This is a genomic window from Lapidilactobacillus achengensis, assembly GCF_003946655.1.
GTDB lineage: Bacteria > Bacillota > Bacilli > Lactobacillales > Lactobacillaceae > Lapidilactobacillus > Lapidilactobacillus achengensis.
This window is the reverse complement of record NZ_RHOV01000017.1, coordinates 33,041-59,392: the sequence shown is the minus strand read 5'-3', so window position 1 is coordinate 59,392 and position 26,352 is coordinate 33,041. Positions and strand designations below refer to the sequence as shown.

The 26,352-nt window shown below is 51.1% G+C and carries 25 protein-coding genes and 1 pseudogene; 15 read left to right on the top strand and 11 right to left on the bottom strand.

What is annotated here, in order from left to right:
• Positions 1-160: 160 nt before the first annotated feature.
• Genes EKM94_RS09285 through mgtE form a run of 4 tightly spaced genes read left to right on the top strand, consistent with a single transcriptional unit; the run spans position 161 to position 4,058 of the window.
• The gene (locus EKM94_RS09285; protein ID WP_125600847.1) at positions 161-943 is read left to right on the top strand and encodes a GTP pyrophosphokinase; all 783 of its coding nucleotides are present in this window, start codon (positions 161-163) and stop codon (positions 941-943) included.
• Positions 940-1,770, top strand: coding sequence for an NAD kinase (locus tag EKM94_RS09280; RefSeq protein ID WP_125600845.1), 831 nt, complete (start codon positions 940-942; stop codon positions 1,768-1,770). The genes EKM94_RS09285 and EKM94_RS09280 overlap by 4 nt, the downstream gene beginning before the upstream one ends.
• A complete protein-coding gene (locus tag EKM94_RS09275; RefSeq protein WP_225422200.1) occupies positions 1,757-2,668 on the top strand; it encodes an RluA family pseudouridine synthase in 912 nt (303 codons plus the stop codon). Before EKM94_RS09280 ends, EKM94_RS09275 begins: the two co-directional genes overlap by 14 nt.
• A 22-nt stretch (positions 2,669-2,690) precedes the next feature.
• Positions 2,691-4,058, top strand: a complete 1,368-nt coding sequence (gene mgtE / locus EKM94_RS09270; protein ID WP_125600842.1) for a magnesium transporter — start codon at positions 2,691-2,693, stop codon at positions 4,056-4,058.
• A gap of 94 nt (positions 4,059-4,152) precedes the next feature.
• Here mgtE and EKM94_RS09265 read toward each other — a convergent pair whose 3' ends face one another.
• The 5 genes from EKM94_RS09265 to EKM94_RS09245 all read right to left on the bottom strand — a co-directional run bounded on the left by EKM94_RS09265 (position 4,153) and on the right by EKM94_RS09245 (position 7,219).
• Positions 4,153-4,425 carry a hypothetical protein gene (locus EKM94_RS09265; RefSeq protein WP_125600839.1) on the bottom strand — a complete coding sequence of 91 codons (273 nt, stop codon included), beginning with the start codon at positions 4,423-4,425 and terminating at the stop codon, positions 4,153-4,155.
• A 64-nt stretch (positions 4,426-4,489) separates the two neighbouring features.
• Positions 4,490-4,897, bottom strand: coding sequence for a hypothetical protein (locus EKM94_RS09260; RefSeq protein WP_125600837.1), 408 nt, complete (start codon positions 4,895-4,897; stop codon positions 4,490-4,492).
• Between the two features lie 57 nt (positions 4,898-4,954).
• Positions 4,955-5,176 carry a hypothetical protein gene (locus EKM94_RS09255; protein ID WP_125600834.1) on the bottom strand — a complete coding sequence of 74 codons (222 nt, stop codon included), beginning with the start codon at positions 5,174-5,176 and terminating at the stop codon, positions 4,955-4,957.
• A gap of 77 nt (positions 5,177-5,253) precedes the next feature.
• Positions 5,254-6,525 carry a sensor histidine kinase gene (locus EKM94_RS09250; RefSeq protein WP_125600831.1) on the bottom strand — a complete coding sequence of 424 codons (1,272 nt, stop codon included), beginning with the start codon at positions 6,523-6,525 and terminating at the stop codon, positions 5,254-5,256.
• Positions 6,515-7,219, bottom strand: coding sequence for a response regulator transcription factor (locus EKM94_RS09245; RefSeq protein ID WP_125600828.1), 705 nt, complete (start codon positions 7,217-7,219; stop codon positions 6,515-6,517). The genes EKM94_RS09250 and EKM94_RS09245 overlap by 11 nt, the downstream gene beginning before the upstream one ends.
• 364 nt (positions 7,220-7,583) lie before the next feature.
• On the opposite strand from EKM94_RS09245, the pseudogene EKM94_RS09240 reads away from it, so the two are divergent.
• A pseudogene (locus EKM94_RS09240) lies at positions 7,584-9,869 on the top strand (glycosyltransferase family 39 protein); the annotation flags it as partial.
• A 344-nt stretch (positions 9,870-10,213) separates the two neighbouring features.
• On the top strand, positions 10,214-11,182 hold the full coding sequence (locus EKM94_RS09235; RefSeq protein ID WP_125600822.1) for a glycosyltransferase family 2 protein: 969 nt from the start codon (positions 10,214-10,216) through the stop codon (positions 11,180-11,182).
• 193 nt (positions 11,183-11,375) lie between these two features.
• On the opposite strand, the gene EKM94_RS09230 is transcribed toward EKM94_RS09235, so the two are convergent.
• The 6 genes from EKM94_RS09230 to EKM94_RS09205 form a co-directional block, all read right to left on the bottom strand.
• The gene (locus EKM94_RS09230; protein ID WP_125600819.1) at positions 11,376-12,026 is read right to left on the bottom strand and encodes a copper homeostasis protein CutC; all 651 of its coding nucleotides are present in this window, start codon (positions 12,024-12,026) and stop codon (positions 11,376-11,378) included.
• A gap of 13 nt (positions 12,027-12,039) precedes the next feature.
• Positions 12,040-12,879 carry an undecaprenyl-diphosphate phosphatase gene (locus EKM94_RS09225; protein WP_191987502.1) on the bottom strand — a complete coding sequence of 280 codons (840 nt, stop codon included), beginning with the start codon at positions 12,877-12,879 and terminating at the stop codon, positions 12,040-12,042.
• A 40-nt stretch (positions 12,880-12,919) separates the two neighbouring features.
• Positions 12,920-13,951 carry a lactonase family protein gene (locus EKM94_RS09220; protein WP_125600863.1) on the bottom strand — a complete coding sequence of 344 codons (1,032 nt, stop codon included), beginning with the start codon at positions 13,949-13,951 and terminating at the stop codon, positions 12,920-12,922.
• A 649-nt stretch (positions 13,952-14,600) separates the two neighbouring features.
• Positions 14,601-14,792, bottom strand: a complete 192-nt coding sequence (locus tag EKM94_RS09215; protein WP_125600814.1) for a hypothetical protein — start codon at positions 14,790-14,792, stop codon at positions 14,601-14,603.
• Positions 14,793-14,933: 141 nt separating this feature from the next.
• Positions 14,934-15,218: a hypothetical protein gene (locus tag EKM94_RS09210; RefSeq protein WP_125600810.1), complete on the bottom strand. Its 285-nt coding sequence runs from the start codon at positions 15,216-15,218 to the stop codon at positions 14,934-14,936.
• Positions 15,140-15,598: a hypothetical protein gene (locus tag EKM94_RS09205; RefSeq protein ID WP_125600807.1), complete on the bottom strand. Its 459-nt coding sequence runs from the start codon at positions 15,596-15,598 to the stop codon at positions 15,140-15,142. The genes EKM94_RS09210 and EKM94_RS09205 overlap by 79 nt, the downstream gene beginning before the upstream one ends.
• A 137-nt stretch (positions 15,599-15,735) precedes the next feature.
• Between EKM94_RS09205 and EKM94_RS09200 the strand changes: the two genes are divergently transcribed.
• The 9 genes from EKM94_RS09200 (at position 15,736) to pgsA (ending at position 26,273) form a co-directional block, all read left to right on the top strand.
• Complete coding sequence (locus tag EKM94_RS09200) at positions 15,736-16,110, top strand: PTS glucitol/sorbitol transporter subunit IIA (protein ID WP_125600804.1); 375 nt, start codon at positions 15,736-15,738, stop codon at positions 16,108-16,110.
• 18 nt (positions 16,111-16,128) lie between these two features.
• Positions 16,129-17,379 (top strand): AI-2E family transporter, encoded by a 1,251-nt coding sequence (locus EKM94_RS09195; RefSeq protein WP_125600801.1) that lies wholly within the window; start codon positions 16,129-16,131, stop codon positions 17,377-17,379.
• A 546-nt stretch (positions 17,380-17,925) separates the two neighbouring features.
• Complete coding sequence (trmL, locus tag EKM94_RS09190) at positions 17,926-18,435, top strand: tRNA (uridine(34)/cytosine(34)/5-carboxymethylaminomethyluridine(34)-2'-O)-methyltransferase TrmL (RefSeq protein WP_125600798.1); 510 nt, start codon at positions 17,926-17,928, stop codon at positions 18,433-18,435.
• A gap of 129 nt (positions 18,436-18,564) precedes the next feature.
• Positions 18,565-21,081 carry a DNA translocase FtsK gene (locus EKM94_RS09185; RefSeq protein ID WP_125600795.1) on the top strand — a complete coding sequence of 839 codons (2,517 nt, stop codon included), beginning with the start codon at positions 18,565-18,567 and terminating at the stop codon, positions 21,079-21,081.
• 331 nt (positions 21,082-21,412) lie between these two features.
• Complete coding sequence (locus EKM94_RS09180; protein ID WP_125600792.1) at positions 21,413-22,711, top strand: M16 family metallopeptidase; 1,299 nt, start codon at positions 21,413-21,415, stop codon at positions 22,709-22,711.
• Positions 22,689-23,927, top strand: a complete 1,239-nt coding sequence (yfmH, locus tag EKM94_RS09175; protein WP_125600789.1) for an EF-P 5-aminopentanol modification-associated protein YfmH — start codon at positions 22,689-22,691, stop codon at positions 23,925-23,927. Before EKM94_RS09180 ends, yfmH begins: the two co-directional genes overlap by 23 nt.
• Entirely contained in the window at positions 23,927-24,667 is a 741-nt protein-coding gene (ymfI, locus tag EKM94_RS09170; protein WP_125600787.1) for an elongation factor P 5-aminopentanone reductase, read from the top strand. The genes yfmH and ymfI overlap by 1 nt, the downstream gene beginning before the upstream one ends.
• Before the next feature lie 79 nt (positions 24,668-24,746).
• Positions 24,747-25,667, top strand: coding sequence for a helix-turn-helix domain-containing protein (locus EKM94_RS09165; protein WP_125600784.1), 921 nt, complete (start codon positions 24,747-24,749; stop codon positions 25,665-25,667).
• A gap of 21 nt (positions 25,668-25,688) precedes the next feature.
• On the top strand, positions 25,689-26,273 hold the full coding sequence (pgsA, locus tag EKM94_RS09160) for a CDP-diacylglycerol--glycerol-3-phosphate 3-phosphatidyltransferase (RefSeq protein WP_125600781.1): 585 nt from the start codon (positions 25,689-25,691) through the stop codon (positions 26,271-26,273).
• The last annotated feature ends 79 nt before the right edge of the window (positions 26,274-26,352 follow it).

Here is a 26,352-nt window from a genome sequence, read left to right as displayed (position 1 = left end):
CACTCGGCAACATGTCAAAAGAGACGGTTGCCAACTATATTCAAAATCAGAGAACAGAAAGGGGCAAGGCGGGACGACCAAGCAAGAAAGCTAACTAGCGTTAGCAAGTGCAGGCTTTCCTCCTCTGACTAAAGTCTGAGGTTTCCCGCTCAAAATTGTAATGAAGAATTGGTCGCAATTTTTAATGCCTTATGGACAAGCGGTTGACGAGCTAAAATTGAAGTTTCGGGCATTACGAAAAGTTTATCAAAATCAAGGGGAGCATTCGCCGATTGAATTTGTGACGGGTCGGGTCAAGCCGGTCAACAGTATTCTAGAAAAAATGCAACGGCGCTATATTCGCGAGGATGTCTTGGAAACTGATATGCAAGACATTGCTGGTTTGCGAATCATGTGCCAATTTGTTGAAGACATTTATCAAGTGGCTGACTTGATTCGCCAGCGTAATGATATGACGGTGATCGAGGAGCGGGATTATGTGTCGAACAGTAAGCCGAGTGGTTATCGGTCGTATCACATTGTGATCGAATATCCGTTGCAGCTGATCGATCAGGAGAAGAAAGTGCTGGTCGAGATCCAGGTGCGGACGTTGTCGATGAATTTCTGGGCGACGGTGGAGCATTCGTTGAATTATAAATATCAAGGCGAGTTTCCTGAAGAGATCAGTGAGCGCTTGAAACGGGCTGCCGAAGCGTCGTTCATGTTGGATCAAGAAATGTCGGAGATTCGCGAGGAGATCCAAGAGGCGCAGCGGTATCAATATGACCAGCAGCAGGGCGATCCGGCAAGTCTTGAGGCAGATCTGTCGGCGGCCGACACTGGCACCGGCGCAGCAGATCACGCTGCTGGAACGGGCGTGCCAGCAAGCGACTCGTCACTTGCTCAGTCCGATGAACCAACAGCACCACAACATCCAAATGATAAAAATGGGGCGGCGTCATGAAAATCGCAGTTTTTGGCAATAGTGGCAGTCAATCAACGCGGGTAACCAATGAATTAAAGGCACGCTTGGCCGCGGTCAATATTCTGGTGGATCCGATCGATCCTGATTTGGTGATCAGCGTTGGTGGTGATGGGACGCTGCTGAATTGTTTCCATCGGTATAGTCATCAATTGGATCGAGTCCGCTTTGTCGGTGTCCATACTGGTCACTTGGGCTTTTACACGGACTGGCGGGACTACGAGCTGGCAGAGTTGGTGGAATCGATCGTGGCGGACCAAGGTCAAAGTGTCAGTTATCCGCTGTTGAACGTTGAAGTGGACTATGATGATCAAAATGAGCCTAGTCATTTCTTGTCGTTGAATGAGTCGTCGATTCGGCGGAACGCGCTGACGATCAAGGCGGACATTTATATTCGCGATGAGTTTTTTGAAAGCTTTCGTGGCGATGGGATTTGTGTGGCCACTCCCACCGGTTCGACGGGCTATAGCAAGTCATTAGGCGGGGCGGTTTTGCATCCGCGGTTGGAGGCGTTACAATTGACCGAGATCGCCTCGATCAATAATCGGGTTTTCCGCACGCTGTCCTCGCCGATCGTGATCGCGCCTGATGAGTGGATCACGGTCAAAACCAGCTGTGCCGCCGATTACACGTTAACGGTGGATCAGTTGAGCAGCCATAACCGCGCAATCAAGCAGATCAAATATCGGATTGCCGATGAACGGATTCGCTTCGCCAAATATCGCCATATGCATTTCTGGTCGCGGGTAGAAGATTCGTTTTTGGGCGCCCATCGTGAGGATAATGATGAACAACATGATGGCGTATAAGTGGATCTATCGCCAGGCGCCACATGAACGGCCGCTACTTTTGCAACAATTCTTGAAGCAACATGGTTTTTCGAAGGCGCAGATTGCCCGCTTGAAATTCTCAGGCGGACAACTTTTTGTTAATCACCACCAGCGTTACACCAATTATCAGTTGACTGATGGTGATGTGGTTCGGGTTTACTTGGCGCCAGAACCAGTGGCTGACTCGATCAGTCTCAGTCATTCTCCGCTGTCTGTGATCTATGAAGATGAGATGTTTCTGGTTTTGAATAAGCCACCGCTGGTTCCTTCGATCCCGTCGCGAAGCCACCCAACGGATACGATGGCTAATCGCGTCAAGGGTTACTTGGCCGCCCAAGGAGCGCCGAGTTTGGCGATCCATATCGTGACCCGCTTAGATATGGATACGTCAGGGCTGATTCTCTTCGCCAAAAGTTCTTACGCCCACAGCTTAATGGCGCAACAGGCCCAGACCAAACGCCTGCAGAAAACATATTTGGCGATTGCCGCTGGTGTGTTGACGCCGGCGCAAGGGCAGATCGACTTGCCGATTCGGCGGGCGGCAGAACATGGCATGCGGCGGATCATCGCGGCGGATGGCAAGGCCTCGCGCACCGACTACCAAGTGGTGGCGACCAGCGCCCACGCGTCCTTGGTGCGCTTGCGCTTATTGACGGGGCGGACTCATCAGATCCGGGTCCACTTGGCCGCCTTAGGTCATCCACTTTACGGCGATGCTTTGTATCAGGGACCACAGTGTGCGCAAGCGCCACGTCAAGCGTTACATTGCGCCCAGCTAAGTTTTTATCAGCCGATCTTGAAGCGAGAAATCACGTTGGTAGCGCCATTACCAACAGATATGGCGCGACTTTGGGCAGCGTTGTCATTAACGACTTAAGGTCGCTCAATGAGGTGAGTGCATGGAAAATAAACAGGAACCAACTGAAATTTTAAATGCCAAATTACTACAAGCCTTGGTTAAAGGCGAAAATAAGGTTTTTCGCAAAACCTTTTTAAACATGCATTTTTATGATCAGGCGCAGTTTTATCTGGCGCTTACTGATGAACAACGGCATTTGCTTTATCATATTTTGGATCCGCATGAAGTTGGGGATTTCTTTGATACGATTGAAGATGACCTGCCTGAAATGACGGAGCTTTTGGCGGAAATGGATCCGCAATACGCGGCGGAATTGTTGAACAGCATGTTCGATGATAACGCGGCGGATATTTTGGAGCACTTGCCGAAAGAAGACGTGGACCATTATTTGTCATTGATGGACAAGGCCGACGCCATTCAGTTGCGGAAACTGCTCCATTACGATACAGAAACCGCCGGCGGGATCATGACCACCAATTTCGTCAGTTTGCGGGCTGATTTAACGGTCGGTCAGGCTCTGGCCGAGTTGAAACGGGAGGCTGACGAAGCCGAGACGATTTACTATGTTTATCTAGTCGATGCCGATCGTTACTTGGTCGGGGTGATCACCTTGCGTGATTTGATCATTACCGACAATCACACAAAATTAGCGGAAGTGATGACGCCTAATGTGATCACCGCCAGCGTTCATGACGAACAAGCTGACGTCGCTCAGAAAATCCGGGATTACGACTTCATCGCCTTGCCCGTTGTTGACGACGCTCAGAAATTAGTCGGGATCATTACCGTTGATGACGTCATCGAAGTCATTGATGATGAGGCTCAATCCGATTACTCCGGGTTAGCCGGGGTCGATGTGGATGACGTTTCAGAAAATCCCTTCAAGGCCGCCTCAAAACGGTTACCATGGTTGATCACCCTTTTGTTCTTAGGGATGTCTACCGCCACCTTGATCAACCACTATGAATCGCTGTTAAGCGAAGCCAGTATCTTGGCGGTGTTCATTTCGCTGATCACCGGGACAGCCGGTAACGCCGGTACACAAAGTTTGGCCGTGGCGGTGCGCCGCTTGGCCTTGAGCAATGATGACAAACCCAAGTTATTGCGGTTGATCGGGAGTGAGATCTTGACCGGCTTGGTGACCGGGGTTGTCACCGGCTTAACGATTACCTTGATCGTCGGGATCTGGAAGCAGAATTTTGTCTTGGGTCTGACCATTGGCTTGGCCATGACCGCCGCCATCACCGTGGCCAATTTGGCCGGCAGTTTGATTCCCATGTTGATGGACAAATTGGGCTTCGATCCAGCGGTGGCCAGTGGACCGTTCATTACCACCTTGAGTGACTTGACCAGTGTGCTGATCTATTTCAGCATCGCTCAGATTTTCCTGCATGCTTTTTTGAATTGAGAACGGGTACTGTTTTGCTGGGCTGATCCCCAGCTAAAAAACCTGAAAGTAACGTCAATCGGAACTTGGCTGATTGCTTGCTTTCAGGCTTTTTTTATTCATTCATTTGGCCGGGCGGGCATGAAAGTAGGTTGGCCGCGGCTTGCGCTGGAGCCAATCCGCAAAGTGCGCGGCTTGTCTCAAAATCAGGCCTTGTCCTAAGCGGCAGAGCCGCCAAGGACAATTTCACGGCGATCTCACCCCGAATTTCTCCGCTCCAGCCGCTCAACGTTTTAACAGCCGTTTGAGCACTCACGCCAATTGACAAGCTATCGCCAATTGATGAGGAGCCCCGCAATTGACGACCGTGGTTAGTGGTTATCAGCATTAAATTGGTGACACCAGTGCAGTCTGTCTGATGAACAAACCTAGCTCTCAGCGAATCAACTGAATCAGTCGATTTCCAACCATGAATCGTTCAGGAAACGAGTAAAAATGTTCAACCTACGTAAAATGTCTCGACCTCCTAATCCAAATCCGTTGGTTGCGAAATTCGGGGTGAGCTCGCTGTGGGCGCTGTTTTGAGCCAATCCGCAAAGTGCGCGGCTTGTCTCAAAATCAGGCCTTGTCCTAAGCGGCAAAGCCGCCAAGGACAATTTCACGGCGATCTCACCCCGAATTTCTCCGCTCCAGCTGCTCAACGTTATAACAGCCGTTTGAGCACTCACACCGACTAGCCAGCTATCGCCAACTGATGGAGAGCCACGCAATTGACGACCGTGGCTAGTGGTCACAAGCTTTAAATTGGTGACACCAGCGCAGCCTGTCTGATGAACTAAGGCAAGTTCTTGATGAATCAACCGAATCAGTTGGCCTTCACTCAAGTATTGTCTAGGGAGCAGGTAAAGTTGGTCAACCTACACATGATGGTCCGACCAACAAATCCGAATCCGTTGGTGTTGACATACCACCTCAAAAGTGGGCGATTGTTTGACCTCTATCTTGCAAAACCACTTGGACGTGTGGCTCAGCGGTGAGATTATTCTTAGCGATTTATCGCTTAGAATAAGGCTCGATTTGAAGACAAGCCGCTGGGCTTGCGGATTGGCTTCAAACGATGCCCACCGCGTTCCAGCCACGACAAACGTCCTGAGGCGGTTGCGTCTCCACTCAAACCCAGCACACCTAAAATCAAGCGAAGACTCAAAAACTGAACTTAGACCTTCTGCGGTAGCGTGACGGTAAACCGGGCGCCTTGTGGTTGCTGGTCACTGACCGTGATTGTCCCATGATGCTGAGAAACGATCAACTGCGCGATTGCCAGTCCTAAGCCGCTGCCCCCGGTTGCTTTGGAGCGGGAAGCGTCAGCGCGATAAAAGCGATCGAAAATATGGGCCTTGGCGCTATCTGGAATGGTCACGCCGGTGTCACTGACGCTAAATTGTGTGCGACCGTTGATATTCTTTACATTGACTGTGATACTGTCGCCGGTCTGGGTGTATTTTAAGGCGTTATCCAGCAGAATCACCAGCAGTTGCTGGAGTAATTGAGGGTCGCCCTGGAAATCATGGGGTTCGTAGTTCAGTAGGGTCAGAGATTTCTGTTGGCTGGCGGCGATTTCTTGATAAGGCGCCAGAAAATCGTTCCAGAAACTTGCCCCGGAGATTGTTTGCAAGGTCATTGGTAGGGCAGTGGCATCGGCGCGCGCCAAGGTCAACAGGTCGTGGGTGATTTTTTTCAGGCGGGCGGTTTCATTCAGGGCAGTGGCGATCGTTTCCGCCTCGGTTTCAATCTTTTCTTGAGGTTGGGTCAATAAATATTCCAAATTATTCTGGATCACGGTTAGCGGGGTGCGCAGTTCGTGGGCCGCGTCCGCGCTGAAATCCCGTTGGCGTTGCCAGGCGTTGATGATTGGTTTCATGCTGCGACGCGTCAAGAAATAAGCCAAGCCCACTGCCAGTAATTCGCAGATTGCTAAACTCATGACCAACACCAGCCGGAAATTCTTTAGCGCCTGGATCTGAGTATCAATATTTTGGATCAACAGGACATAATGCCCGGCGTAATGGGGTTCAGGGTTGCTGGCGCTGACCTTGACGAGCAAGGTACGGAAGTTGGCGGTTTGCGCCCCGCTAGTCACGCTGGTGGTGACCAATTGGTTTTTCTGGTCTTTGTTCAACTTGATTTTCTTGAAAAAGCGGTAATTCTGCTGACCGAGGAAATCCACATTCGTGATGTTGCCCTGACTGTCAAAAACCAAGGCATTGGCTTGAAACGGAATGCTGGGGGCGTCGGCGGGTTGGGGCGCTCGATTGGAGCGCAGTTGAGTTTGTTGTTGCGTTAAATCTTGGTCCACCGTGCGAAACAAACTGCTTTGGTAGAGGTTCAAGATCACCACTGCCAGAATCGCGAAAATCAAGGTGAAGCTGATCAATTCACTCCAAAATAGCCGTCGTTGCTGGTGTTGACTCACGGGGTCAGTTTTCATCGGCAGGGCCTCCAGGTTGTTCCAGCAGATAGCCAGCGTTGCGGATCGTGCGGATCGTTAGGTTGGCTTGGGCCTGTTTCAGTTTCTTCCGCAGATTGCTGAGGTAGACCTCGACCACGGTTTGTGCCGTGGTCGAATCGAAGCCCCACAAGCGTTCGAAAATCTGCGCCTTGGTCAAAATGATCTTGGGATTTTGCAAAAAGTAAACCAACAGGTCATATTCTTTGCCCGCAAAAGTTAGGTCCGTGGCGCCCACGGTGACCTGGTGGGTTTGCAGATCAACTTGGACGTTTCCTAGGCGCAATTTTTCCACGGTCACATCATGGCCGGAACGCCGCAAAAGTGCCTTGACGCGCATCAACAATTCCTCGCGGTGAAATGGTTTGACCAAATAGTCATCGGCGCCGAGATCAAAGCCTTGAGCCTTGTCAGCCAGCGTGTCTTTGGCGGTTAAAATCAAGACCGGCAGACTCAATTTGTCCTGTTGACGCCAGGCTTTCAAGATCGCGTAGCCGCTTTTGCCTGGGAGCATTAAGTCGAGAATCACCAGATCGAAGGCGCCGGTTTCACCAGCGACTTGGCCGGACAAGCCATTGGTCTCGATTTGGATCGTCGCGTCGTTCTTGAGAAAACGTTGGATGCCCAAAGCCAATTCTTGGTCATCTTCAATTAATAAAATATTGGTCGAGGTCATATTTCTCCTTTTCTGAAACGTGCTCACCACCCCAGTGCTTTCCGCTTAGCTACGCAATTGTTCCGAAAGCGAAACCCGCTTTCAAAACAATTGCTAGGCTAATGCTCAGAAGCTGCCCAGGTCGGCTCGCACTCTTAGAAGTTTCGCAAAATGTTCATGTTTATTTAAGCTGACTTTATGGTTGGCCGGGTAAACTGAAGTCATTCATTAGTTAATCAGTATTTTGTAGTCAGCAGACGATGAATTACGCTTATTTTAGCATAGTTTGCTGAGATGAATGATAAATGAGGTGACAATTTTGGATAGTACAACGCAGCAACACCCGCAAACGCCACAACCAGCGGCGGTCAACAAACAACGCCCAGTGCGCGCGCGTCTGCGGCTTGATTGGTTCTTAGTTGGGATTTTGATCAGCGCGCTCTTTCTTTACGCCTGGAAAATTTGGGAGGCTGGCAGCGCCAATGACTTCTATACCGCGGCCATTGTCAGTATGACCAAAAGTTGGAAGAATTTCTGGTACGCCAGTTTCGATCCAGCGGGATTCATTACGGTTGATAAGCCGCCAGTGGCCTTATGGTTCATGGCGATCAGCGCGAAGATCTTCGGCGTGCACGGCTGGAGTGTCGTCTTGCCATCGGTTCTTTTCGGCGTCGGTTCGGTCTACTTAATGTATCGCTTGGTCCAGCCGAAATTCGGGCGCATCGCCGGTAATCTGGCGGCGCTGACAATGACCTTGACCCCGATCGTGGTGGCCGATTCTCGAACCAATAATATGGACGCCACGTTGATCTTCTTCTTATTATTAGCGCTTTACGTTTTGCAAAAAGCGACCCAGGCCCAACGACCTTGGTTTGTGATGCTCAGTTTCGGCCTGATCGGAGTTGCCTTCAACGTCAAAATGTTGCAGGCCTTTATGATTTTACCGATCATGTATGTTTACTACTGGTTGGCCACGAAGAAGCCTTGGCGGCGAAAGCTGGGGCATTTGGCCCTCGCCACGCTTTCCTTGGTTTTCTTCACCTTATTGTGGCCCTTATCCGTTGATTTGACTAGCGCCAGCGAGCGCCCGTATGAAGGTGGTTCGGAAACCAATTCGGTTTTGGAATTGGCTTTCGGCTATAACGGGACCCAACGCTTGCTGGGACAAACAACCGGTACCGGTGCTCGATTCAGTGGGATGGGTGGCAGTCGTTCAGAAATGGGTGGCGGCCAAACGCCACCGTCTGGCGATGGCACCGCTCAGGCCGGTGGTAACACAGCCGGCGTCAGCGATGGCACCACCGGGAATACGAATAGTGGGAATAATACGCAAGCGGGAACACCACCAGCAGGAACACCGCCAAGTGGTAGTCCTGGAAACAGTAATGGCGCCACTACTGGCAACAGCCAAGGTCAGGGCGGCACGCCGCCATCTGGCACCGCGCCTAGCGGGAATGGCCAGACTGACGGCACCACTAACGGGAATACGACGGCCGGCAACGGCACTGATGGCACGACGACCAATGGCAACACGACCAATGGCAATACGGCCAATGGCAACACGACCAATGGGAACACCACTAATGGTACGACGACGCCCGGCGGCCCTGGTGGTCAGCAAATGAGAACAGGTGGTCCTGGCGGTGGAAACGGTGGCGCAGGTGGGGCCTTCAATATTGGCACCGCGGGACCTTTCCGAATCTTCCAGAAGGCTCTTGGTCAACAGGTTAGTTGGCTGCTGGCCGTCGCGATGGTTGGCTTGATCGGCGCGTTTTATTTCTATCGCCGGCGCAAGAACCGTTGGTACCAAACCACCGCTCGCCAAAATGAAGTGATCCTCTGGGCGGGTTGGTTGATTTTGACTTATGGATTCTTCTCCGTCGCCAGTTTCTTCCACCCTTACTATATGATCATGTTGGCGCCAGCGATCGCCGCGTTAGTCGGCATTGGGTTACCAGCCATTTGGCGGCAATTCTGGGCCAAGCGGAACCACTGGACTTTGGCGCTTTTGCCCTTGGCCATTCTGGTCACCAGTGGGTTACAGGCTTGGTATGTCTATAGCTATTACCCATGGTTAAGCTGGATCTTGTTGCTGGCCGGCGCGACAGCCGTTGCTTTGCTGTTGATCGGTAAGTTCAGTAATTTGAAAAAGAAATTAGTTCCGAGCATTCTGGTATCCAGTACGATCGCGATGGTGATCGCCCCGGCGTGGTGGTCCTTGACGCCAACGCTTTCCGGCGAATCCGCGGCGATTCCTTACGCCAGTCCGTCACTGTTGAGTACGGGGGGTAGTCAGGCAGGTGGGCTTGGTAGCGAAACCGTTAATAGTGGGCTACTCAGTTATCTGCAGAAACATCAAGGCAGCGCGACTTACCTGTTTGCGACGACCGATTCTGGCACAGCTGCCCCTTATATTATCGCTACTGGTGACGCGGTGATGGCCATCGGTGGCTTCAATGGCACCGATCCGGCGATCACGTTGAATCAATTCAAGCAACTGGTCAAATCCGGTCAACTGAAGTATTTCTATGTCGCTGGCAAGAGCAGCAACAATACCATTGTCAAATGGGTCGAGAAGTACGGGAAGCAAGTCGCCGCTAGCAAGTATGGCGGCACGGACACCACCAGCACCAGTCAAAATAGTGGCGCCGGCCAAACTAATGGGACGACCACCGATGATGGGGCGTCGAACGGGACGACTACCATTGATCCTGGCAGTGACGATTCAACGGCGACGACCACGGATACTACGACCACGGACACTACTACCACGACGAAGTTAGCCACAGGCAGCAATGGCCCAACCACGAACAACAATCAAACCACAACGACTCAGCAAGGTGGTCCTGGCGCAGGTCTAGGTGGTGAAAGTGGCACACTATACGACTTAACCGGTATTTTTGACTAAGCTGGCAAGTTCCGGTGGCCATACTTGACCACCTGGCAACTGAGAAAAAAGACGGTGCCCCTAGCTGACGCAGCGGCACCGCAACGAACAATGAAAGGAGTTGTGCTATGACTCAAGAAACGATTTCGATTGTGTTACCTGTGTTCAATGAACATGAAATTTTGCCGACAACGATCCAAACTTTAGAGAATTTCGTCGCGGCGCAGTCACAGAACTATGAATTGATCTTTGTTGATGATGGCTCCAGTGATTACAGCGCCACGATCATTGAACATGCTCGTCAGCATTATGCCAACATCAAGCTGGTGCAGTTTGCTCGGAATTTCGGTCATCAAATCGCGATCACTGCGGGGATCCGCTATGCCAGCGGCGATGCGATCGTCGTGATGGACGCCGATCTGCAAGATCCCCCGGAAGTGATCAACGCGATGATCGCGCAATGGCATCAAGGTTATCAAGTTGTTTATGGCAAACGCGTTCAACGCGATGGCGAAACCTGGTTCAAGAAAACCAGCGCCCATCTTTTCTATCGCTTGCTGGCGCGACTCACCGACGTGGCCATTCCCACAGATACTGGGGATTTCCGCCTGATCGATCGCCAAGTCGCCGAAGTTCTCAAACGAATCAACGAAGATGACCCCTATGTGCGCGGGTTGATCAGTTGGGTTGGTTTTCGGCAAACGGCGGTGAGTTATGAACGCCACGAACGCCTAGCCGGTGAAAGTAAATATCCCCTGCGGAAAATGATCAAATTGGCGCTGGATGGCATCACCTCGTTCTCGGAAGTGCCCTTGAAGTTAGCCACTTGGTTTGGCGGCGGCTTGCTAGGGGGAGGCCTGCTGATCGGACTGATCAATTTATTGACCGGTAACCTTGGCGGCACGGGACTGATTGCCTTCCTACTAGTGAGTCTAAGCGGCTTGATTCTCCTGACCATCGGGGTGTTAGGCGCCTATCTGGGACGCATCTTCACCGCCAGTCGCCAACGGCCATTGTACATTGTGGCCAAGACGGAGGGGTTTCGCCAGAGCAACAGCCACACCCTGACTTGGGAACAACGCCAGATGACCAATTGACACCGACCCACCAAAACACCAAACAAAAACGCTAGCGGCGGCAGCCGTTAGCGCTTTTTGGCAGTTCTGAAATTCGTGATGACGATATTGATCGTTCCGATCAGCTTGGTTGCAATCACTGCAACGCGCCGCTTGGAGCCGGTTCGTTTGCCCGCATGCCGCCGGTCACCTGGTGAACTGACGCTGCGTCATCCTACTCGGCGCTAAGATCACCTAAGATCTTGGTACCGTGCAATTGACGGACGCCTAATTCAGCGGCGATCCGTTCGGCGTTCTCGTTGGTAATGCCACCACCTGGTAAGATCTCAATGCGGCCAGCCGCCAAGGCGATCGTTTGCGCCAGTTGCGCGAAATGTTGGTCGATCGGGGTGTTCAAAGGCCCACCATGGGTCAAAATCCGACTGACACCGTGATCCACCAGCCAGTCGATCGTGGCTTGTTGGCGCTGCACGGGAATCTCATCGAAGGCCATATGCATCACGACTTGTAAGCCGCCCGCCGCGCCAATCAACATCTCCATCGCTTCCGTATCCAAAGCGCGATCGGCGGTCAAGGCGCCGAAAGTGACCGCGTCCACGCCGACTTGTTGAGCGACGAATAAATCCGATTCCATGATTTTCAGTTCCAGATCATTGTAGACGAAATTGCCGCCACGGGGTCTGATCATCGCCACCAAGGGAATCTCTTGTTCATTCAAATAGCGGGCCGCTTCCGCCATCACCCCGTGACTAACGGTGGTACCGCCAACCGCTAAGTTGTCGTTGAGTTCGATTCGTTGAGCGCCAGCCTGAACCGCCGCGGGAATCTGGGTATAGTTTTCAACACAAACCTCTTTTAACACCATTGATCACTCCTTGTTAGAAACCTAGCATCGCTTTCAGTCCGAAGAACGCGATGACGATCACACCCAGCGCGATCCGGTACCAGCCAAATGCTTGGAAATCGTTCTTCTTGATATAGTTGAGTAAGAAACGAATCGACAGGTAGGCAACGACGAAGGAAACCAAGGTTCCGACCAGCAGCACCAACGATTGTTCACCTGTAAAGGAATTCCCCTTTAGGAAATATTTGCCGATTTTCAGCAAGCTGGCGCCGAACATTGTCGGAATGGCCAGGAAAAAGGAGAATTCGGTGCCGACGAAGCGAGAAGTCCCGATCATCATTGCGCCCAGAATCGTCGCACCGGAGCGTGACGTGCCTGGAATCAAGGCCAGAACCTGGAAGAGACCGATAAATAACGCCGTTTTATAGGGCAGCTGATTCAAATCAGTCAGATCACTTTGACGATTCTTGTTGCGCCGTTCGATCAAAATGAACAGAACCCCATAGACAATCAAGGTTGTGGCGATCACTGGCCAAGAGGTCAAATGAGCGTCCATCCAGTCGTTCAAAGGTAGACCCACAATGATCGAAGGGAGGACCGCCACCAGGACCTTCAGCCATAACGTCCAAGTCTGCTGTTTCTCGTGGCTGTTTTTCTTCGGTGAGAAGGGGTTGAGTTTATGGAAGTAGAGCAGGATCACTGCCAGGATCGCGCCGAATTGGATCACGACCATGAACATATTGATGAACGCGGTGGATTCCTTCAGTTTGACAAACTCATTGGCCAAGTATAAATGGCCGGTAGAGCTGATTGGTAGAAATTCGGTGATACCTTCAATGATCCCCAGGATGATAGCTTTCAGAATATTCAACAGGGTAACGTCCCTTCAGTTTTTTTAGATATAGTTGCCGTGCTTAACGGGTGGGCAGGAACAAAACGCAGACACTTTCAGGCGTGTTGATGTCTTGTTGGATCTTCGTCAACAGGCCGGTCGCGGTGTTGCGGCGATAAAGGGTCGTATTATCTGTGTTCTGATTGGCGCAAACTAAGAATTTCTCGGTAGGATCTAAGTTGAAGTCCCGAGGGAAATCACCTTCAGAGCTGATCCGCTGGATTAAATTCAAGTCGCGGCCATCAGCGGTCACCGCGAAAACAGTCAGTGAATTGTGCCCGCGATTCGACGCGTAAAGGAATTTGCCATCACGGCTGATCCGAATCGCCGCGCTCCCATTGAAATCGGTATAATCGTCAGGAATCAATGAGTAGGTGGTGATCAAACTAAAGTGACCATCAGGATGGTAAGCCAAAACCTGGACCTTACTGGAAAGCTCGCCCAGCAAGTAAGCAATCTGCCCATTGGGATTGAAAACCAAGTGCCGTGGACCATAGCCCGCCTCGGTTCGATAGCTGGCAACCTTGGCCAAGTCGCCACTAGGACTGACATCATAGGTAACCAATTCGTCGATCCCCAAATCGCAAACGACTAAACGGTGATCGGGCGCCAGATCGGTGAAATGCACATGGGCGCTATCTTGTTCCGGCCGTGGACCACTGCCGACGTGATTGACCACACTAGCCAGCTCCAAGCCACCGTTGGCCAAGATCCGGTAAACTTGGACCTGACCCTTATGGTAATTAGCGCCGTAAACCAGTTGCCGATCTTCGTCAACCGCCACATAAGCTGGCGGTGCGCCGGCCGACGTGACCCGATTGATCAGCCGCGGCGTTCCACCAGAAAGATCATAGGCGCTAAGTCCGCCTTCTTCGCCTTCCTTAGTGACCGTGTACAAAACTTGGTTCTGGCTAAGCGCCAAGTAAGTCGGCTGGCCCACTTTGATAAAAGCCTGCGGTTCGTCGATTACTGCTTGTTCAGTATCCAAGGTGGCCTCGTAAATACCTTGACCAACGCGACGGGTATAACCGCCGAAGAGAATTTTTTCTTTCATGGTGTACCTCCATAATTTATCAATGTTAGTATAGCATAATCTAACAAACAAGCGGGCTTTTCTCGATGGTGAGTTTTTGTGCGTTGTGCGGTAATGACAAGCATGATGCGCTGGTATGACTGGCAAAAGTAGGTTGGCCGTGGCTTGCGCTGCAAAAGTAGGTTGGCCGCGGCTTGCGCTCTCGCTGTGGGCGCTGTTTTGAGCCAATCCGCAAAGTGCGCGGCTTGTCTCAAAATCAGGCCTTGTCCTAAGCGGCAGAGCCGCCAAGGACAATTTCACGGCGATCTCACCCCGAATTTCTCCGCTCCAGCCGCTCAACGTTTTAGCAGTCGCTTGAGCACTCACGCCAGTTGACAAGCTATGGTCAATTGATGGGGAGCCACGCACTTGACGACCGTGGTTAGTGGTCACAAACTTTAAATTGGTGACACCAGCGCGGTCTGTCTGATGAACTGAGGCGAGTTCTTGATGAAGCAGCCGAATCAGTCGTTTTCCATCCATGGATTGTTACGGAAACGGGTAGAGATATTCAGCCTATGCAAAATATTCCGACCTTTTAATTCAAATCCGTTGGTATTGCAGTACCACCTCCAAAAGTAGGGTGGCCGTGGTTTGCGCTGCGAAATTCGGGGTGAGCTCGCTGTGGGCGTCACTTTGAGCTTTTCGGAAGGGCGCCGAAAATCTCAAAGCTGAGCCTTATTCTAAGCGGCAAAGCCGCTAAGAATAACGACACGGCGATCTCACCCCGAATTTCTCCGCTCCAGCCGCTCAACGTTTTAACAGCCGTTTGAGCACTCACGCCAGCTGGTAAGCTATGGTCAATTGATGGGGAGCCACGCAATTGACGACCGTGGTTAGTGGTTACCAGCTTTGAATTGGTGACACCGGGGCAGTCTGTCTGATGAACTGAGGCAAGTTCTGGATGAATCAGCTGGATCGGTCGTTTTCACTCATGCATCGTTAAGGAAACAAGTAGAGATGTTCAGCCTACACCAAATGTCCCGGCCTCTTGATACAATTCAGTTGATGTTGCTGTACCACCAAAAAAACGGGCAATTGTTTGACCTCTAACTTGCGAAACCACTTCGTCAAATCCTTCGCCTCGATTGCAGATCGGCTCAATTTTGCCTAGCAACCGCCTCAGGACGTGTGGCTCAGCGGTGAAATTGTCCTTTGCGGCTCTGCCGCTTAGGACAAGGCTCGATTTGAAGACAAGCCGCCGGTTTTGCGGATTGGCTTCAAACGACGCCCACCGCGTTCCAGCCACAACAAACGTCCTGAGGCGGTTGCGTCCACATCGAAACCCACCACACCTGCAATTAAGCGCAGGTTCAAGACCAATCCCAGACTTTCGGAATCCGTTGGCATTGCCGTACCACCCCAAAAGTGGGCAATTGTTTGACCTCTATTTTGCAAAACCACTTCGTCAAATCCTTCGCCTCGATTACAGATAGGCTCAATTTTGCCTAGCAACCGGCTGGGACTGCGCGGCTCAGTGGTGAAATTGTCCTTTGCGGCTCTGCCGCTTAGGACAAGGCTCGATTTGAAGACAAGCTGCTGGGCTTGCGGATTGGCTTCAAACGATGCCCACCACGTTCCAGTCCGCAACAGCAGTCCCAGCCGGTTGCGCTCACGTGCAACACCCACCAAAACCCGCAATCAAGCGCAAGCTCAGAAGCAGAACCGAACGTTCGAAATCAGTTCCCGCTCTTGCCAGTTCCGACATCTGGCCAACTGTGCTAGAATGACAGTAACAACATTTCAAAACGAGGTAGGTTTTTGACATGGATATTGAAGCAAAAGTAACAGCAGTCGGTCCCCAAGCGTTGACCAGCGGGGATCCGATGGTGATTCTGTTTAACGAAACAGCCAGCGCGGCCTTGCGCGAAGTGGCGGTGATTCAAACCTTCACCGATCCGACACAGATGCAACACTTGACCCTGAAAGTCGGCGATCGTTTGACAATCGCTGGGCAGGATTATCCCATCAAGAGCGTGGGAGAATTGGTCGATAATAATCTCCGCTCCATCGGACACGTGACGTTGGTCTTTGACGAAGCGGCGCCTATGGGCTTGCAAAACGCGATTCATTTCGCCAAACAGCCCAAACCGGCTTTCAAAGTGGGCACCACGATCATTTATCACTGTTCATTGGCTTGACGCTAAAGGAGGCCACTAATGGCGGCACAGAAATCTGAGAAAAAGAAACCAGGTTCGTGGTTTTATCAGTGGTTTTTAAATAATAAAGTGACCGTGATCCTGATCAACATCTTGCTTTTCTTAGCGGTGATCTGGATTTTTGCTAGTGTTAGCTGGGTCTTTCAGCCGGTGGGGGATTTCCTGGCGGTGGCGTTACCGCCGATTCTGTTGGCGGGCATTCTCTTCTATTTGATCGAGCCATTGGTTGAGCTAGCGGAGCGCCATCTGAAAATCCCGCGGATCTTGACGATCAGTTTGATTTTTGTGGCGGTTTTCGCGTTGATTGTGTGGGGGATCGTTAATTTGATCCCGATCATTCAAAATCAAACCCAACAGATTTTAGACAATTGGCCGCTATATTGGAAGAATATCGAAAACACCACTCGGAAAATCCTGAATGATTCTGAATTTGCCACGGTGCGTGACCAGATCAATCAGCAGTTGCAAAATATTTCCTCAGAATTTACCAAGCAACTTAATAGTAGTATTTCTGGCTGGTTCAGCAATATTGGTTCCGCGGTGGGCGCAGTTACGAATGTTTTGCTGGTTTTGGGGACGGCGCCATTCATCCTCTTCTTCATGTTGAAAGATGGTCCAAAATTCAAAGGCTATTTGCTGAAGTTCGTTCCAACGAAATTTCGCCACTCTACCGGCGAGCTTCTGACGGCCGTGAACTTATCTTTGAGTAATTATATTCGTGGTCAGCTGACTGTCGCGTTCTGGGTCGGTGTGATGTTTTCGGTGGGCTATGCCATCATTGGTCAGAAATACGCCCTGACTTTAGGTGTCTTAGCGGGTTTTCTGAACTTGATTCCTTATCTGGGCTCATTTTTGGCAATCATTCCCGCGTTGATCATCGCAGCTTTCACGAACACTTTCATGGTCATGAAAGTGCTGATTGTTTTCATGATCGAGCAAACGATCGAAAGCCGGGTCGTTTCCCCGTTGGTCGTGGGTAGCAAAATGGAGATGCATCCTGCCACCACGCTGATTTTGTTACTGGCAGCCGGGAAAATGTTCGGCCTGCTTGGCGTCCTTTTAGGGATTCCAACCTACGCGGTAGTGAAGATCCTGGTTTCACGCCTGTTCGATTGGTTCAAAACGGTGACTGGTCTCTATGATGAAGAAGAGCAATTGGGCTTGGTCGCACCGTCAGATGATCCGACCGCTGGCGGAACGCCGCCAACGGCAGAGCAACCGAAGCAAGAGCAGCATTCACCAAAATCATAACCGTTTTTCGGAAAGATTCACGAATTCTTTTCAGAAAATTCACTTTTTTCAGAAATAGGCTTGCCAATACTGAAAAATGCGTGGTATATTAGGTTCAAGGTCGAAGTCGGGCTTTTATCAAGGGTTTCCTTTGCTAAAAGTGACGGTGATGGTCTTACTAATGTAGCTTCTCGCTGTTGAAAAACCGAGGGGCTACATTTTTTTGTTTTCAGAGCGATCCTGGTTGACCGGTGGGGACTTGCAACCTTGATCCGTTAGCCGCGACCAGTGATTTTCAGTGATCAGTTCTGGATCGGGCCCGCTTTTGTCTCCCTGCCAACTATGTTAGAATAAACGTTGAAACTATTTGCTCGAAGTGGTTAACCACGGGCAAATTTTCTGATCAATGGCGTGGGCGCGAAACGGCGCCAACCTGGCCTGACTTGTTGTTCAGGAGAGGTTAGCACCGTGGACGCTTCCAACTTTAACTGTTTTAGCGGTGGTTTGGTCACGAATCGGTGCTAATCCAGGACACGCCAAAATTATCTATATTGAAGGACTTAGAAAATGACAAATCATATTGCTTTGTACCAACCGTTAATGCCAGCGAACACGGGCAATATCGCTCGGACTTGCGCGGCGACGGATACCGTTTTGCACTTGATCAAACCCCTGGGATTCCAAACTGATGATAAACATTTGAAGCGGGCGGGACTGGACTATTGGGACAAAGTTCGCCTAGTTTATCATGACGATCTGGCCGCGTTTCTGGCTACTGTGCCAGAAATGAAACGTTTGTATTTGATTACTAAATTTTCTGACCGGGTGTACAGCGAACCTGATTTCTCCGATATTTCGCTGGATCATTATTTCTTGTTTGGTAAAGAAACCACCGGTCTGCCAGAGGACTTCATGCGCGAACATCAGCAGAATTGTTTACGGATCCCGATGACTGATAATGTTCGGGCGCTGAATTTGTCGAATACGGCGGCGCTGGTGATTTATGAAGCCTTGCGTCAGCAGCGTTTCACTGGCTTGGAGCTGACCCATCAGTATCCGCATGATAAATTGAAATAGATTTCGTGAAGGCAAGCGCGGGCAGGCGAGTGCAGGTGTTAAGCCGGTCAAGCCGGTCCCTGCTTAGTTTGCCTGACTCAAAGCGCGGGGTATCACGAGTTTAGAAAGCACAGGAGGGAGTTTGGTAGCATGGCGAAACGTAAAGGCAAACGGCGCCAGTCACGGCGTAAGAAAAAATCAAATCTAACCATGAATATCGTGGGGCTGGTCTTCACGCTGTTCGCTGTTTTGGCGATTTTTCGCTGGGGGTTCTTGGGGAATCTGTTTGCTAACACCTTCCGCTTGTTTGTCGGGGACACTTATTTGATCGCGGCAGTGGTCTTTGGGATGACTGGACTATACATGTTGGTTCTGGGACATTTTCCCGACCGAATCCCGGCTCAACGCTTGTGGGGCATGATCTTGGTCTATTTGAGTAACCTGATTTTAAGCGCGACGATTCTGTTTCAGCATAACGCGATCCATGGTCAATTTCTGAAAGTGATCTGGAGTTTACTAGAGGCTGACTTTCGCCGCGGGCGTGTGACCCAATCTGTTGGTGGTGGCTTGCTGGGGACGGCTGCCTATAGCGCGACTTACTTCTTGGCCAGCAATTGGGGAACCATTATTTTCGCAATTATTATGATGATTGCTGGTTTGATGCTGTTCACCAATTTGCCATTCCAAGATCTTGTGCTGGGTTTGCAGAAAATACTAGGTTGGCTTCAACACGCTTTTCAAAAAATGGTTGCGGGTATTCGCGGGTTTCATCAACGGTTCTTTCAATCCGAGTCTGATCATGTGACAGCATCTAGTGCCAGTGAACCAAAACAATCCAGTTCGACGCCAGCGGCCACTGCGGCAGCGGATCAAACTGCGGCACCGACCCCACCACTGGACAAAAGTCAGGCGTCGGTGGATGCCATGATGGCGACGCCCTTTACGACCAGCAGCGCGGCGACCAATGACACCGCCGCGCCGGATCCAACATCGACGTTGGCGACGGACCCGGGCCCAGCGACTGATGACACCGATTTGCCGCGCCCGCACGATGGCTTTGATGTTCATTTTACGCCGACCGGTGGGGTGGTGGAACACGCGGCGACGGCGGCCTCCGCGGTTGCGCCAACTAGCGCGATCAAGCCGACCAAGCCGGTCAGTGTACCAGAACCGGAGCCGCAACCTGATTATGATCATTATCAGTTACCGACGACTTCGCTGCTCAGCGTGATTCCCCCGACGGATCAGTCTGGTGAATTAGCGTTGATCCAGAAAAATCGGACCACGTTGGATCAGACTTTTCGCAGTTTTGGGGTGGATGTTCAGATCATTCACGCTGATCTGGGGCCGACGGTGACGAAATATGAAGTCAAACCCGGTTTAGGCGTCAAGGTCAATAAAATCGTCAATTTAGCTGACGATTTGGCCTTAGCCTTGGCCGCCAAGGATATTCGGATCGAGGCGCCGATCCCGGGGAAACCTTATGTTGGGATCGAAGTGCCAAATCGCACGATTGCCACCGTCTCTTTCCGCGAAGTGATCGAAAAGCAGCAACGCCGACCGGAAAAGGTTTTGGAGGTGCCCCTAGGCAAATCCGTCACAGGCGAAATTGTTAGCGCGGATCTGACCAAGATGCCCCATTTGCTGATTGCTGGATCCACAGGATCAGGGAAATCGGTGATGATCAACGTCATCATTACCAGTATTTTAATGCACGCGCGGCCAGATCAAGTCAAATTGATGTTGATCGATCCGAAGATGGTGGAACTCTCCGTCTACAACGACATTCCCCATTTGCTGTTGCCAGTCGTGACTGAACCGAAAAAGGCGGCCAACGCGTTGAACAAGGCGGTCAGCGAGATGGAGGACCGTTACCAACGCTTTGAAGCCGCTGGTGTTCGTGACATTAAGGAATACAATACCAAGGTTCATCAGAATAACAGTGATAAGGCGAATCCGGTCATGACAGAAATGCCTTATTTAGTGATCGTGATCGACGAATTGGCGGATTTGATGATGGTCGCTGGCAATGAGGTCGAAACTTCGATCGTGCGGTTGGCCCAGAAAGCCAGGGCGGCCGGTGTGCATCTGATCATCGCCACACAGCGCCCATCCGTGGATGTGATCACGGGCTTGATCAAGGCCAATATTCCCTCACGAATGGCTTTCGCGGTGTCCAGTGGGATCGACTCACGGACGATTTTGGACATGAACGGCGCCGAGAAGTTATTAGGGCGTGGGGATATGATGTACGCGCCCTTGGGCTTATCGAAACCCGTGCGGGTGCAAGGCGCCTTTATTTCCAGTCAAGATGTGGAAACAATCAGTGATTTCGTCAAAAATCAGCAAGATGCTGAGTACGATGAAGAGTTGATTGCCCACGTCAATGATGTGAGCGATGATAGCCAACAGAATGAACACGACGAGCACTTCGCTGAGGCGGTGGCCTATGTGATCCAAGAAGATAAGGCCAGCACTTCCATGGTGCAGCGACGGTTTCGGATCGGTTACAATCGGGCGGCATTGATCGTGGAAGACATGGAACAAATGGGTGTCGTCGGTCCATCCGAAGGCAGTAAGGGACGCAAAGTGATTTGGACCATGGCCAATTACCAGCAGTTTATGGCGGCTGAGGGTCCGGCGGATGGCTCGGCTTACTTGTCTTAAGTTGTTTTTGCGGTGAGTTTTAGAATCGAGTCTTTGTATTCGACTTTTTGCAGTCAGTCATCGCATTCATTTTTTATATTTGGCTCTCGTATCGTGTCTGGGCATCAAGTCTTTCCATTTAGTTTTTTGCCGGGCGTTATTTATATTGAGCCCTGGAATATCGGGCCCTAGAACCAAGGTTTAGAACCCGTGCCTAGGCGTGGCGACGTTGGTGGCGCCAGTTAACCGCCTCAAGCTCATTTTCAAAAAAAGTATCAGCGAATTCGGCCGTTGCGGCGACCCCGTTGTTATGGCGGTGGTCGCTTGATTAAATTAAGATCGAGGTTGTTGTGTGATAGTTTCTCTTAAACCTGGGGTCCAATTGACTTGGACCACTACAACTAAATTTCAAACCAATGCGATCGAATGCCATTTCCTGCAGGGCATCGATCAGGCTAATTTCGGTGAGCTTAATTTGTTGAGCCGAATTTTAAGCAGTGGGTGTCAACGTTATCCCCATAGTGAGGAGCTCAGCGCGGCTTTGGCGGCTGGGTACGGCGCGGATCTGCAGATCAGTAATCGACCATTGGGGCAGTGGCATGACTTGATGTTTCGGCTGACCTTTGTGGAACCGCAAGCTGGTGGTGGCAATTGGCAAACTTGCTTGGCGCTGTTGCATGAGGTGATTTTCAAATCCCTCTTGAATACAGACCAAGCGGCGACCGCTTTTCAAGTCGAGAAAAGAGCGCTGATCAGTGAATTGCGTGATCTGCAAACGGATAATGGCTTCCAGGCCTTTTGCCAAACGAAAGCGGCTTTCTTTGTTGAGCCTACGTTTGCCAGCCAATTACAGTCGCCGTCGGTAGGGACACTGGCGGAGGTGGCAGCGGTGGATCTGGCGCGGATGCGTCAGTTGTATCGGGAAATTTTGGCGCAATGGCCGGTGCGGATCATGGGGCTATCGGCGTTGACTTTGCCTGAGGTGCAAGCGCAGTTGACGGCGGCTTTACCGTTTAGCGCCCGGAAGACTACGGCGGTGACCTTGCCGTTAGTTGTGCCGCAACAAGTTCGACCATTGCAACGCCGCGAATTACCGATTGCCGGGGCGCAGAGTCGGTTGTGCCTCGCATACATGGCGCCAACGCCATTAGTGCAGCAGCAACGGGACAACCTGCTGGTCCTGGGCCAAGTATTGGGTGGCAGTGAGCAGTCACTGTTATTTCAACAGGTGCGAGAAGAGCAGGGGCTAGTCTATGACATTAGCGCTTATTTCGATTTCACCTTAGGCTGGCTGCTGGTGGATGCTGGGGTGGCCGGTTCGCAATTGGACCAGGTGGCAAGCTTGGTCAGCGCCGCGCTCCAACAAGTGGCGGCTGGGGCAACGCCGGCGACCTTAGTTGGCTTGGTCCAAGATAATCTGATCCAGCGCCGTCGTCTGGTGGGGGATTCCCCGCAACGGCTGCTCAACCGGCAATTGAATCGCGTACTTCAGCCCCAATCATTGCGTTCCGACGCGGATTTTGCGGCGGCCTTACGCGCGATCACACCGGCGACTTTGGCGGCCAGTGTGGGTCAACTGAATTTACAAGTGGTGACCAAATTGATTGGCCAAGGAGAGGAGGAAGGCGATGAAAACGATGCAACTGAGTAATGGCTTGATGATCGATTTGATTGATAAGCCCGGCTATCTCAGTCAATTTGGCTTGGTGATGGTTGATTTCGGGGCGATCGATCGCCAAGCGGTCTGGCAGCAGCAACAATGGCAGTTTCCCGCCGGCACCGCGCACTTTCTTGAACACCAGCTGTTTAATAAAGCAAGTGGTGACATCAGTGAACGTTTCGCCGTCAATCAAGCGGAAACCAATGCTTTCACCACGCCTTCCAAGACCGCTTACTATTTTGCTGGCGCCGGGCAACTGGCCGAGAATTTAGACCTGCTAGGCGAATTGGTGGCGCAACCCTACTTCACCGCGGCCAACGTTGAGAAAGAGCGCGGCATTATCACGCAAGAACTGAATATGTATCGGGATCAGCCTGATTGGGCCTTGGTGATGGGCATCATGGCCCGACTTTACCCGCAGGAACCGATCGCGGAAGACGTTGGTGGCACGCCTGCCGCTTTAGCTCAGATCACGCCGGAATTGTTGTTGGCTGCCCACCACTGCTTCTATCAACCACAACGGATGCGTGTCAGTGTGGTTGCTGATCTCAGTCGGGTGGACTTGCCCCATTATTTCGCGGCGGCCTCAGTTTGGCAAAACCTGGGCCAGCTGCCCGCCCCAGCGCTGCGGGCGCCGAAGTTGGCTCCGTTGGCACGGGAGCAGGTGCCCACGGATAGTGTCGATGGTCCCACCAAAATTGCCCTAGGCTTTCGTGGTCAGCCATTGACTTCAAGTTTAGCGGCCATGACATTGCAAGTTGCCCTGGAGTTGGTTTTGACCACTTTATTCGGTGAAACGGCGAAACAATGGCGGCAATGGCGCGACGCCGGATTGGTGGATGACAGTTTCCAGTTCACGACTACGGTTGAACGGGCCTTCAATTACGTTTTATTGACCACTAACACCCCGCGACCGGCGGAATGCTTGGCGACGTTGCGGCAAGCGATCTTAACACCAGCAACCGTTGATGTGGCTGCTTTTGAGTTGGCGCGCAAGGAAATGCTTGGTAATGTGATGTTCAGTCAAGATAATTTGGAAAATCTCGGGGTCGAGGCCGCAGAATTAGGCTTTTACCACTGGGATTCCTGGGCCTTACGTGAGTATTTACAGACGGTCACGGTGGAACAAGCTTGGCAACAGGTGCGTCAATTCTTTGCGACCAGCAAAATGGCGGATTATCAAGTTATTGGAGATGACCAGGACTGATGGCAGACACAGCATATAAAGGGCGGGCCGTTGTTTTCGGCGCCTCGGGGAATATTGGCGGGGCGATTTGTCGCCAGTTGGCCGCCGCGGGTTGGTCCGTGACCATGCAGGCCTTTAAACACCAGGACGTGGTGCTGGGATTGATCAAGGAATTGAGCCGCGCTTACCCGCAACAGGATTTTCAGAGTTTTATCTGCGATCTGACCCGACCTGTGGCGCCTGATTTTTGGCAAACCCGGGGGGATTTCCAGGCCTTGGTGTTTGCGCAAGGGACGACGGATTATCAACTCTTTAGTAGCTTGTCCCGTGACCAGATCCAACGGATGTTCCAATTGCACTTATTGACACCGATGCAATTGATCCAACAGGCAGAGGCGAAACTTCTCCAACAGGAGCATGGTCGGATTGTCTTTGTGGGGTCGATCTATGGCGGGGTCGGTAGCGCGATGGAAGTGAGTTATAGTACCGTCAAGGGCGCTCAGTCTAGTTTCGCCAACGCTTACGCTCGGGAAGTGGCCGGCAGTGGGCTGACCGTCAATGTGGTGGCCCCTGGCGCAGTAGCCACGGCGATGAATGCCGATTTTTCTGACCAGGAGTTGGCCGATCTGCGGCAGGAGATTCCGCTGGGACGTTTAGCACAACCGGAAGAAATTGCGCTATGGGTCACCAATTTGGTGGCGCCGCAAGCGGATTATTTAACGGGGCAAACGCTGTACGTTGATGGCGGTTGGTTAAGGTGAAATATTAAGGAATCTTAATAGGTCTAATATTGAGAGTATGATATAATAATAACGATAATAGCTGGTGGTGAAGAAAGCGATGGACGAAGTAGGAAAGAAGTTAAAGAGTGCCCGGATCGAAAAGGGGTACACTTTAGATGATCTGCAACAGATCACCAAAATCCAAAAGCGATATTTGATTGCAATCGAGGACGGTAATTTTGATCAATTGCCGGGTGATTTTTATGTGCGTGCTTTCATTAAACAGTACGCCGAAACGGTCGGTCTGGACAGTCATGAGTTGCTAGATGAATTCAGTGACACGATTCCAGAAACCCAACCGCAAGACTACGTTGAAAATTCGATCGAGAACAAAAAGCGGACATTACACGATGAAACCAATTCGTTTGGCTATTGGTTACGTAATAATCTGGGCAAAATCATCATTGGTGTGGTGATCGTGATCGTGGTCGCCAGCTTGTATTTCTTTGCGGTTCGCGCGGCCAATCAACGCAAGACCCAGATTCCAGATGAGAGTTCTGCCTTGACCTCATCGACCAAGAGTAAGCAAAGTAGCAAAAAAGCCAGTTCAGAGAGTGCTGCCAAGTCTAGCTCCAAAGCGAAGGAATCGAGTCGCTCCAGTGAGAGCTCTGCCAAGAAAGACGAATTGAAAGTCACCGAAAACGGAACCAACGCCTTTACCGTTACCGGCTTGGAGACAACTGCGGATAACAAGCTGACTTTAGGTGCGTCTGGAAGTTCGGCTTGGGTCCAAGTCACGTTCCCCAGTGACACCAGTAGTAATTGGCAAAGTGTGTTGACCGACGGCGGGACCCATGAGCTGACGATTCCAGCTGGAACCACAACGTTCACATTGCAAAGTGGGAACACACCTTCAACGACTTTAAAAATCAATGATACAACCGTTTCGTTACCAACGGGTACTTCGGTTGTTCAGACCTTTACCTTTACGGTGCAGGCGACAAGTGATGATTCAAGTTCCAGTAGCGTTACTGAATAATAGTTGGGGTGGTTTTGTGGCATGAATTTACCAAATAAGTTAACTGTTTTTCGGATTATTTTGATTCCGGTATTCATTATTTTACTCGTTTTTAATTGGCCATGGGGACAAGTTAGTTTAGTTGGTTCGGTGATTCCGTTGCAGCAGTTTATCGCGGCCATTGTTTTCATTGTGGCGTCATTGACGGACTTGTTGGATGGTAAGATTGCCCGCAAGCACCATTTGGTCACTAACTTCGGTAAGTTCGCCGATCCGTTGGCGGATAAAATGCTGGTGATGACCGCGTTCATTTTCCTGGTTTCTTTGGGCAAAGTCCCGGCCTGGGTGGCAGCAATCATTATTTGTCGCGAGCTGGCGGTGACTGGCCTGCGCTTGCTGATCGTGGAGCAAGATGGCCAAGTGATGGCTGCAGCGATGCCTGGCAAGATCAAAACAACTACTCAGATGTTGTCGATTGTTTTCTTACTCTTGAATGATATTTTCTTTGCGGGGATCCATTTTCCGATTGGCACGGTGCTCCTGTATATCTGCCTGTTTTTCACGATTTATTCAGGGGTCGATTACTTCGTCCAAAATCGCAATGTGTTTCAAGATACCAATGACTAATTAATAATGACTGAAAACGACAGGCTGTGGCAGATGCGCACCCTGTTCGTTTTTTTATTTCAAGATTTTTCGGGAAAAT

Coding starts and splice junctions, on each gene's coding strand:
- EKM94_RS09265 (WP_125600839.1), bottom strand. CDS start 4,425: ATGCTGATAACCACTAACCACGGTCGTCAATTGCGGGGCTCCTCATCA.
- EKM94_RS09280 (WP_125600845.1), top strand. CDS start 940: ATGAAAATCGCAGTTTTTGGCAATAGTGGCAGTCAATCAACGCGGGTA.
- EKM94_RS09185 (WP_125600795.1), top strand. CDS start 18,565: ATGGCGAAACGTAAAGGCAAACGGCGCCAGTCACGGCGTAAGAAAAAA.
- EKM94_RS09235 (WP_125600822.1), top strand. CDS start 10,214: ATGACTCAAGAAACGATTTCGATTGTGTTACCTGTGTTCAATGAACAT.
- trmL (WP_125600798.1), top strand. CDS start 17,926: ATGACAAATCATATTGCTTTGTACCAACCGTTAATGCCAGCGAACACG.
- yfmH (WP_125600789.1), top strand. CDS start 22,689: ATGAAAACGATGCAACTGAGTAATGGCTTGATGATCGATTTGATTGAT.
- EKM94_RS09200 (WP_125600804.1), top strand. CDS start 15,736: ATGGATATTGAAGCAAAAGTAACAGCAGTCGGTCCCCAAGCGTTGACC.
- ymfI (WP_125600787.1), top strand. CDS start 23,927: ATGGCAGACACAGCATATAAAGGGCGGGCCGTTGTTTTCGGCGCCTCG.
- EKM94_RS09195 (WP_125600801.1), top strand. CDS start 16,129: ATGGCGGCACAGAAATCTGAGAAAAAGAAACCAGGTTCGTGGTTTTAT.
- pgsA (WP_125600781.1), top strand. CDS start 25,689: ATGAATTTACCAAATAAGTTAACTGTTTTTCGGATTATTTTGATTCCG.
- EKM94_RS09285 (WP_125600847.1), top strand. CDS start 161: ATGAAGAATTGGTCGCAATTTTTAATGCCTTATGGACAAGCGGTTGAC.
- EKM94_RS09275 (WP_225422200.1), top strand. CDS start 1,757: ATGATGGCGTATAAGTGGATCTATCGCCAGGCGCCACATGAACGGCCG.
- mgtE (WP_125600842.1), top strand. CDS start 2,691: ATGGAAAATAAACAGGAACCAACTGAAATTTTAAATGCCAAATTACTA.
- EKM94_RS09220 (WP_125600863.1), bottom strand. CDS start 13,951: ATGAAAGAAAAAATTCTCTTCGGCGGTTATACCCGTCGCGTTGGTCAA.
- EKM94_RS09245 (WP_125600828.1), bottom strand. CDS start 7,219: ATGACCTCGACCAATATTTTATTAATTGAAGATGACCAAGAATTGGCT.
- EKM94_RS09250 (WP_125600831.1), bottom strand. CDS start 6,525: ATGAAAACTGACCCCGTGAGTCAACACCAGCAACGACGGCTATTTTGG.
- EKM94_RS09230 (WP_125600819.1), bottom strand. CDS start 12,026: ATGGTGTTAAAAGAGGTTTGTGTTGAAAACTATACCCAGATTCCCGCG.
- EKM94_RS09165 (WP_125600784.1), top strand. CDS start 24,747: ATGGACGAAGTAGGAAAGAAGTTAAAGAGTGCCCGGATCGAAAAGGGG.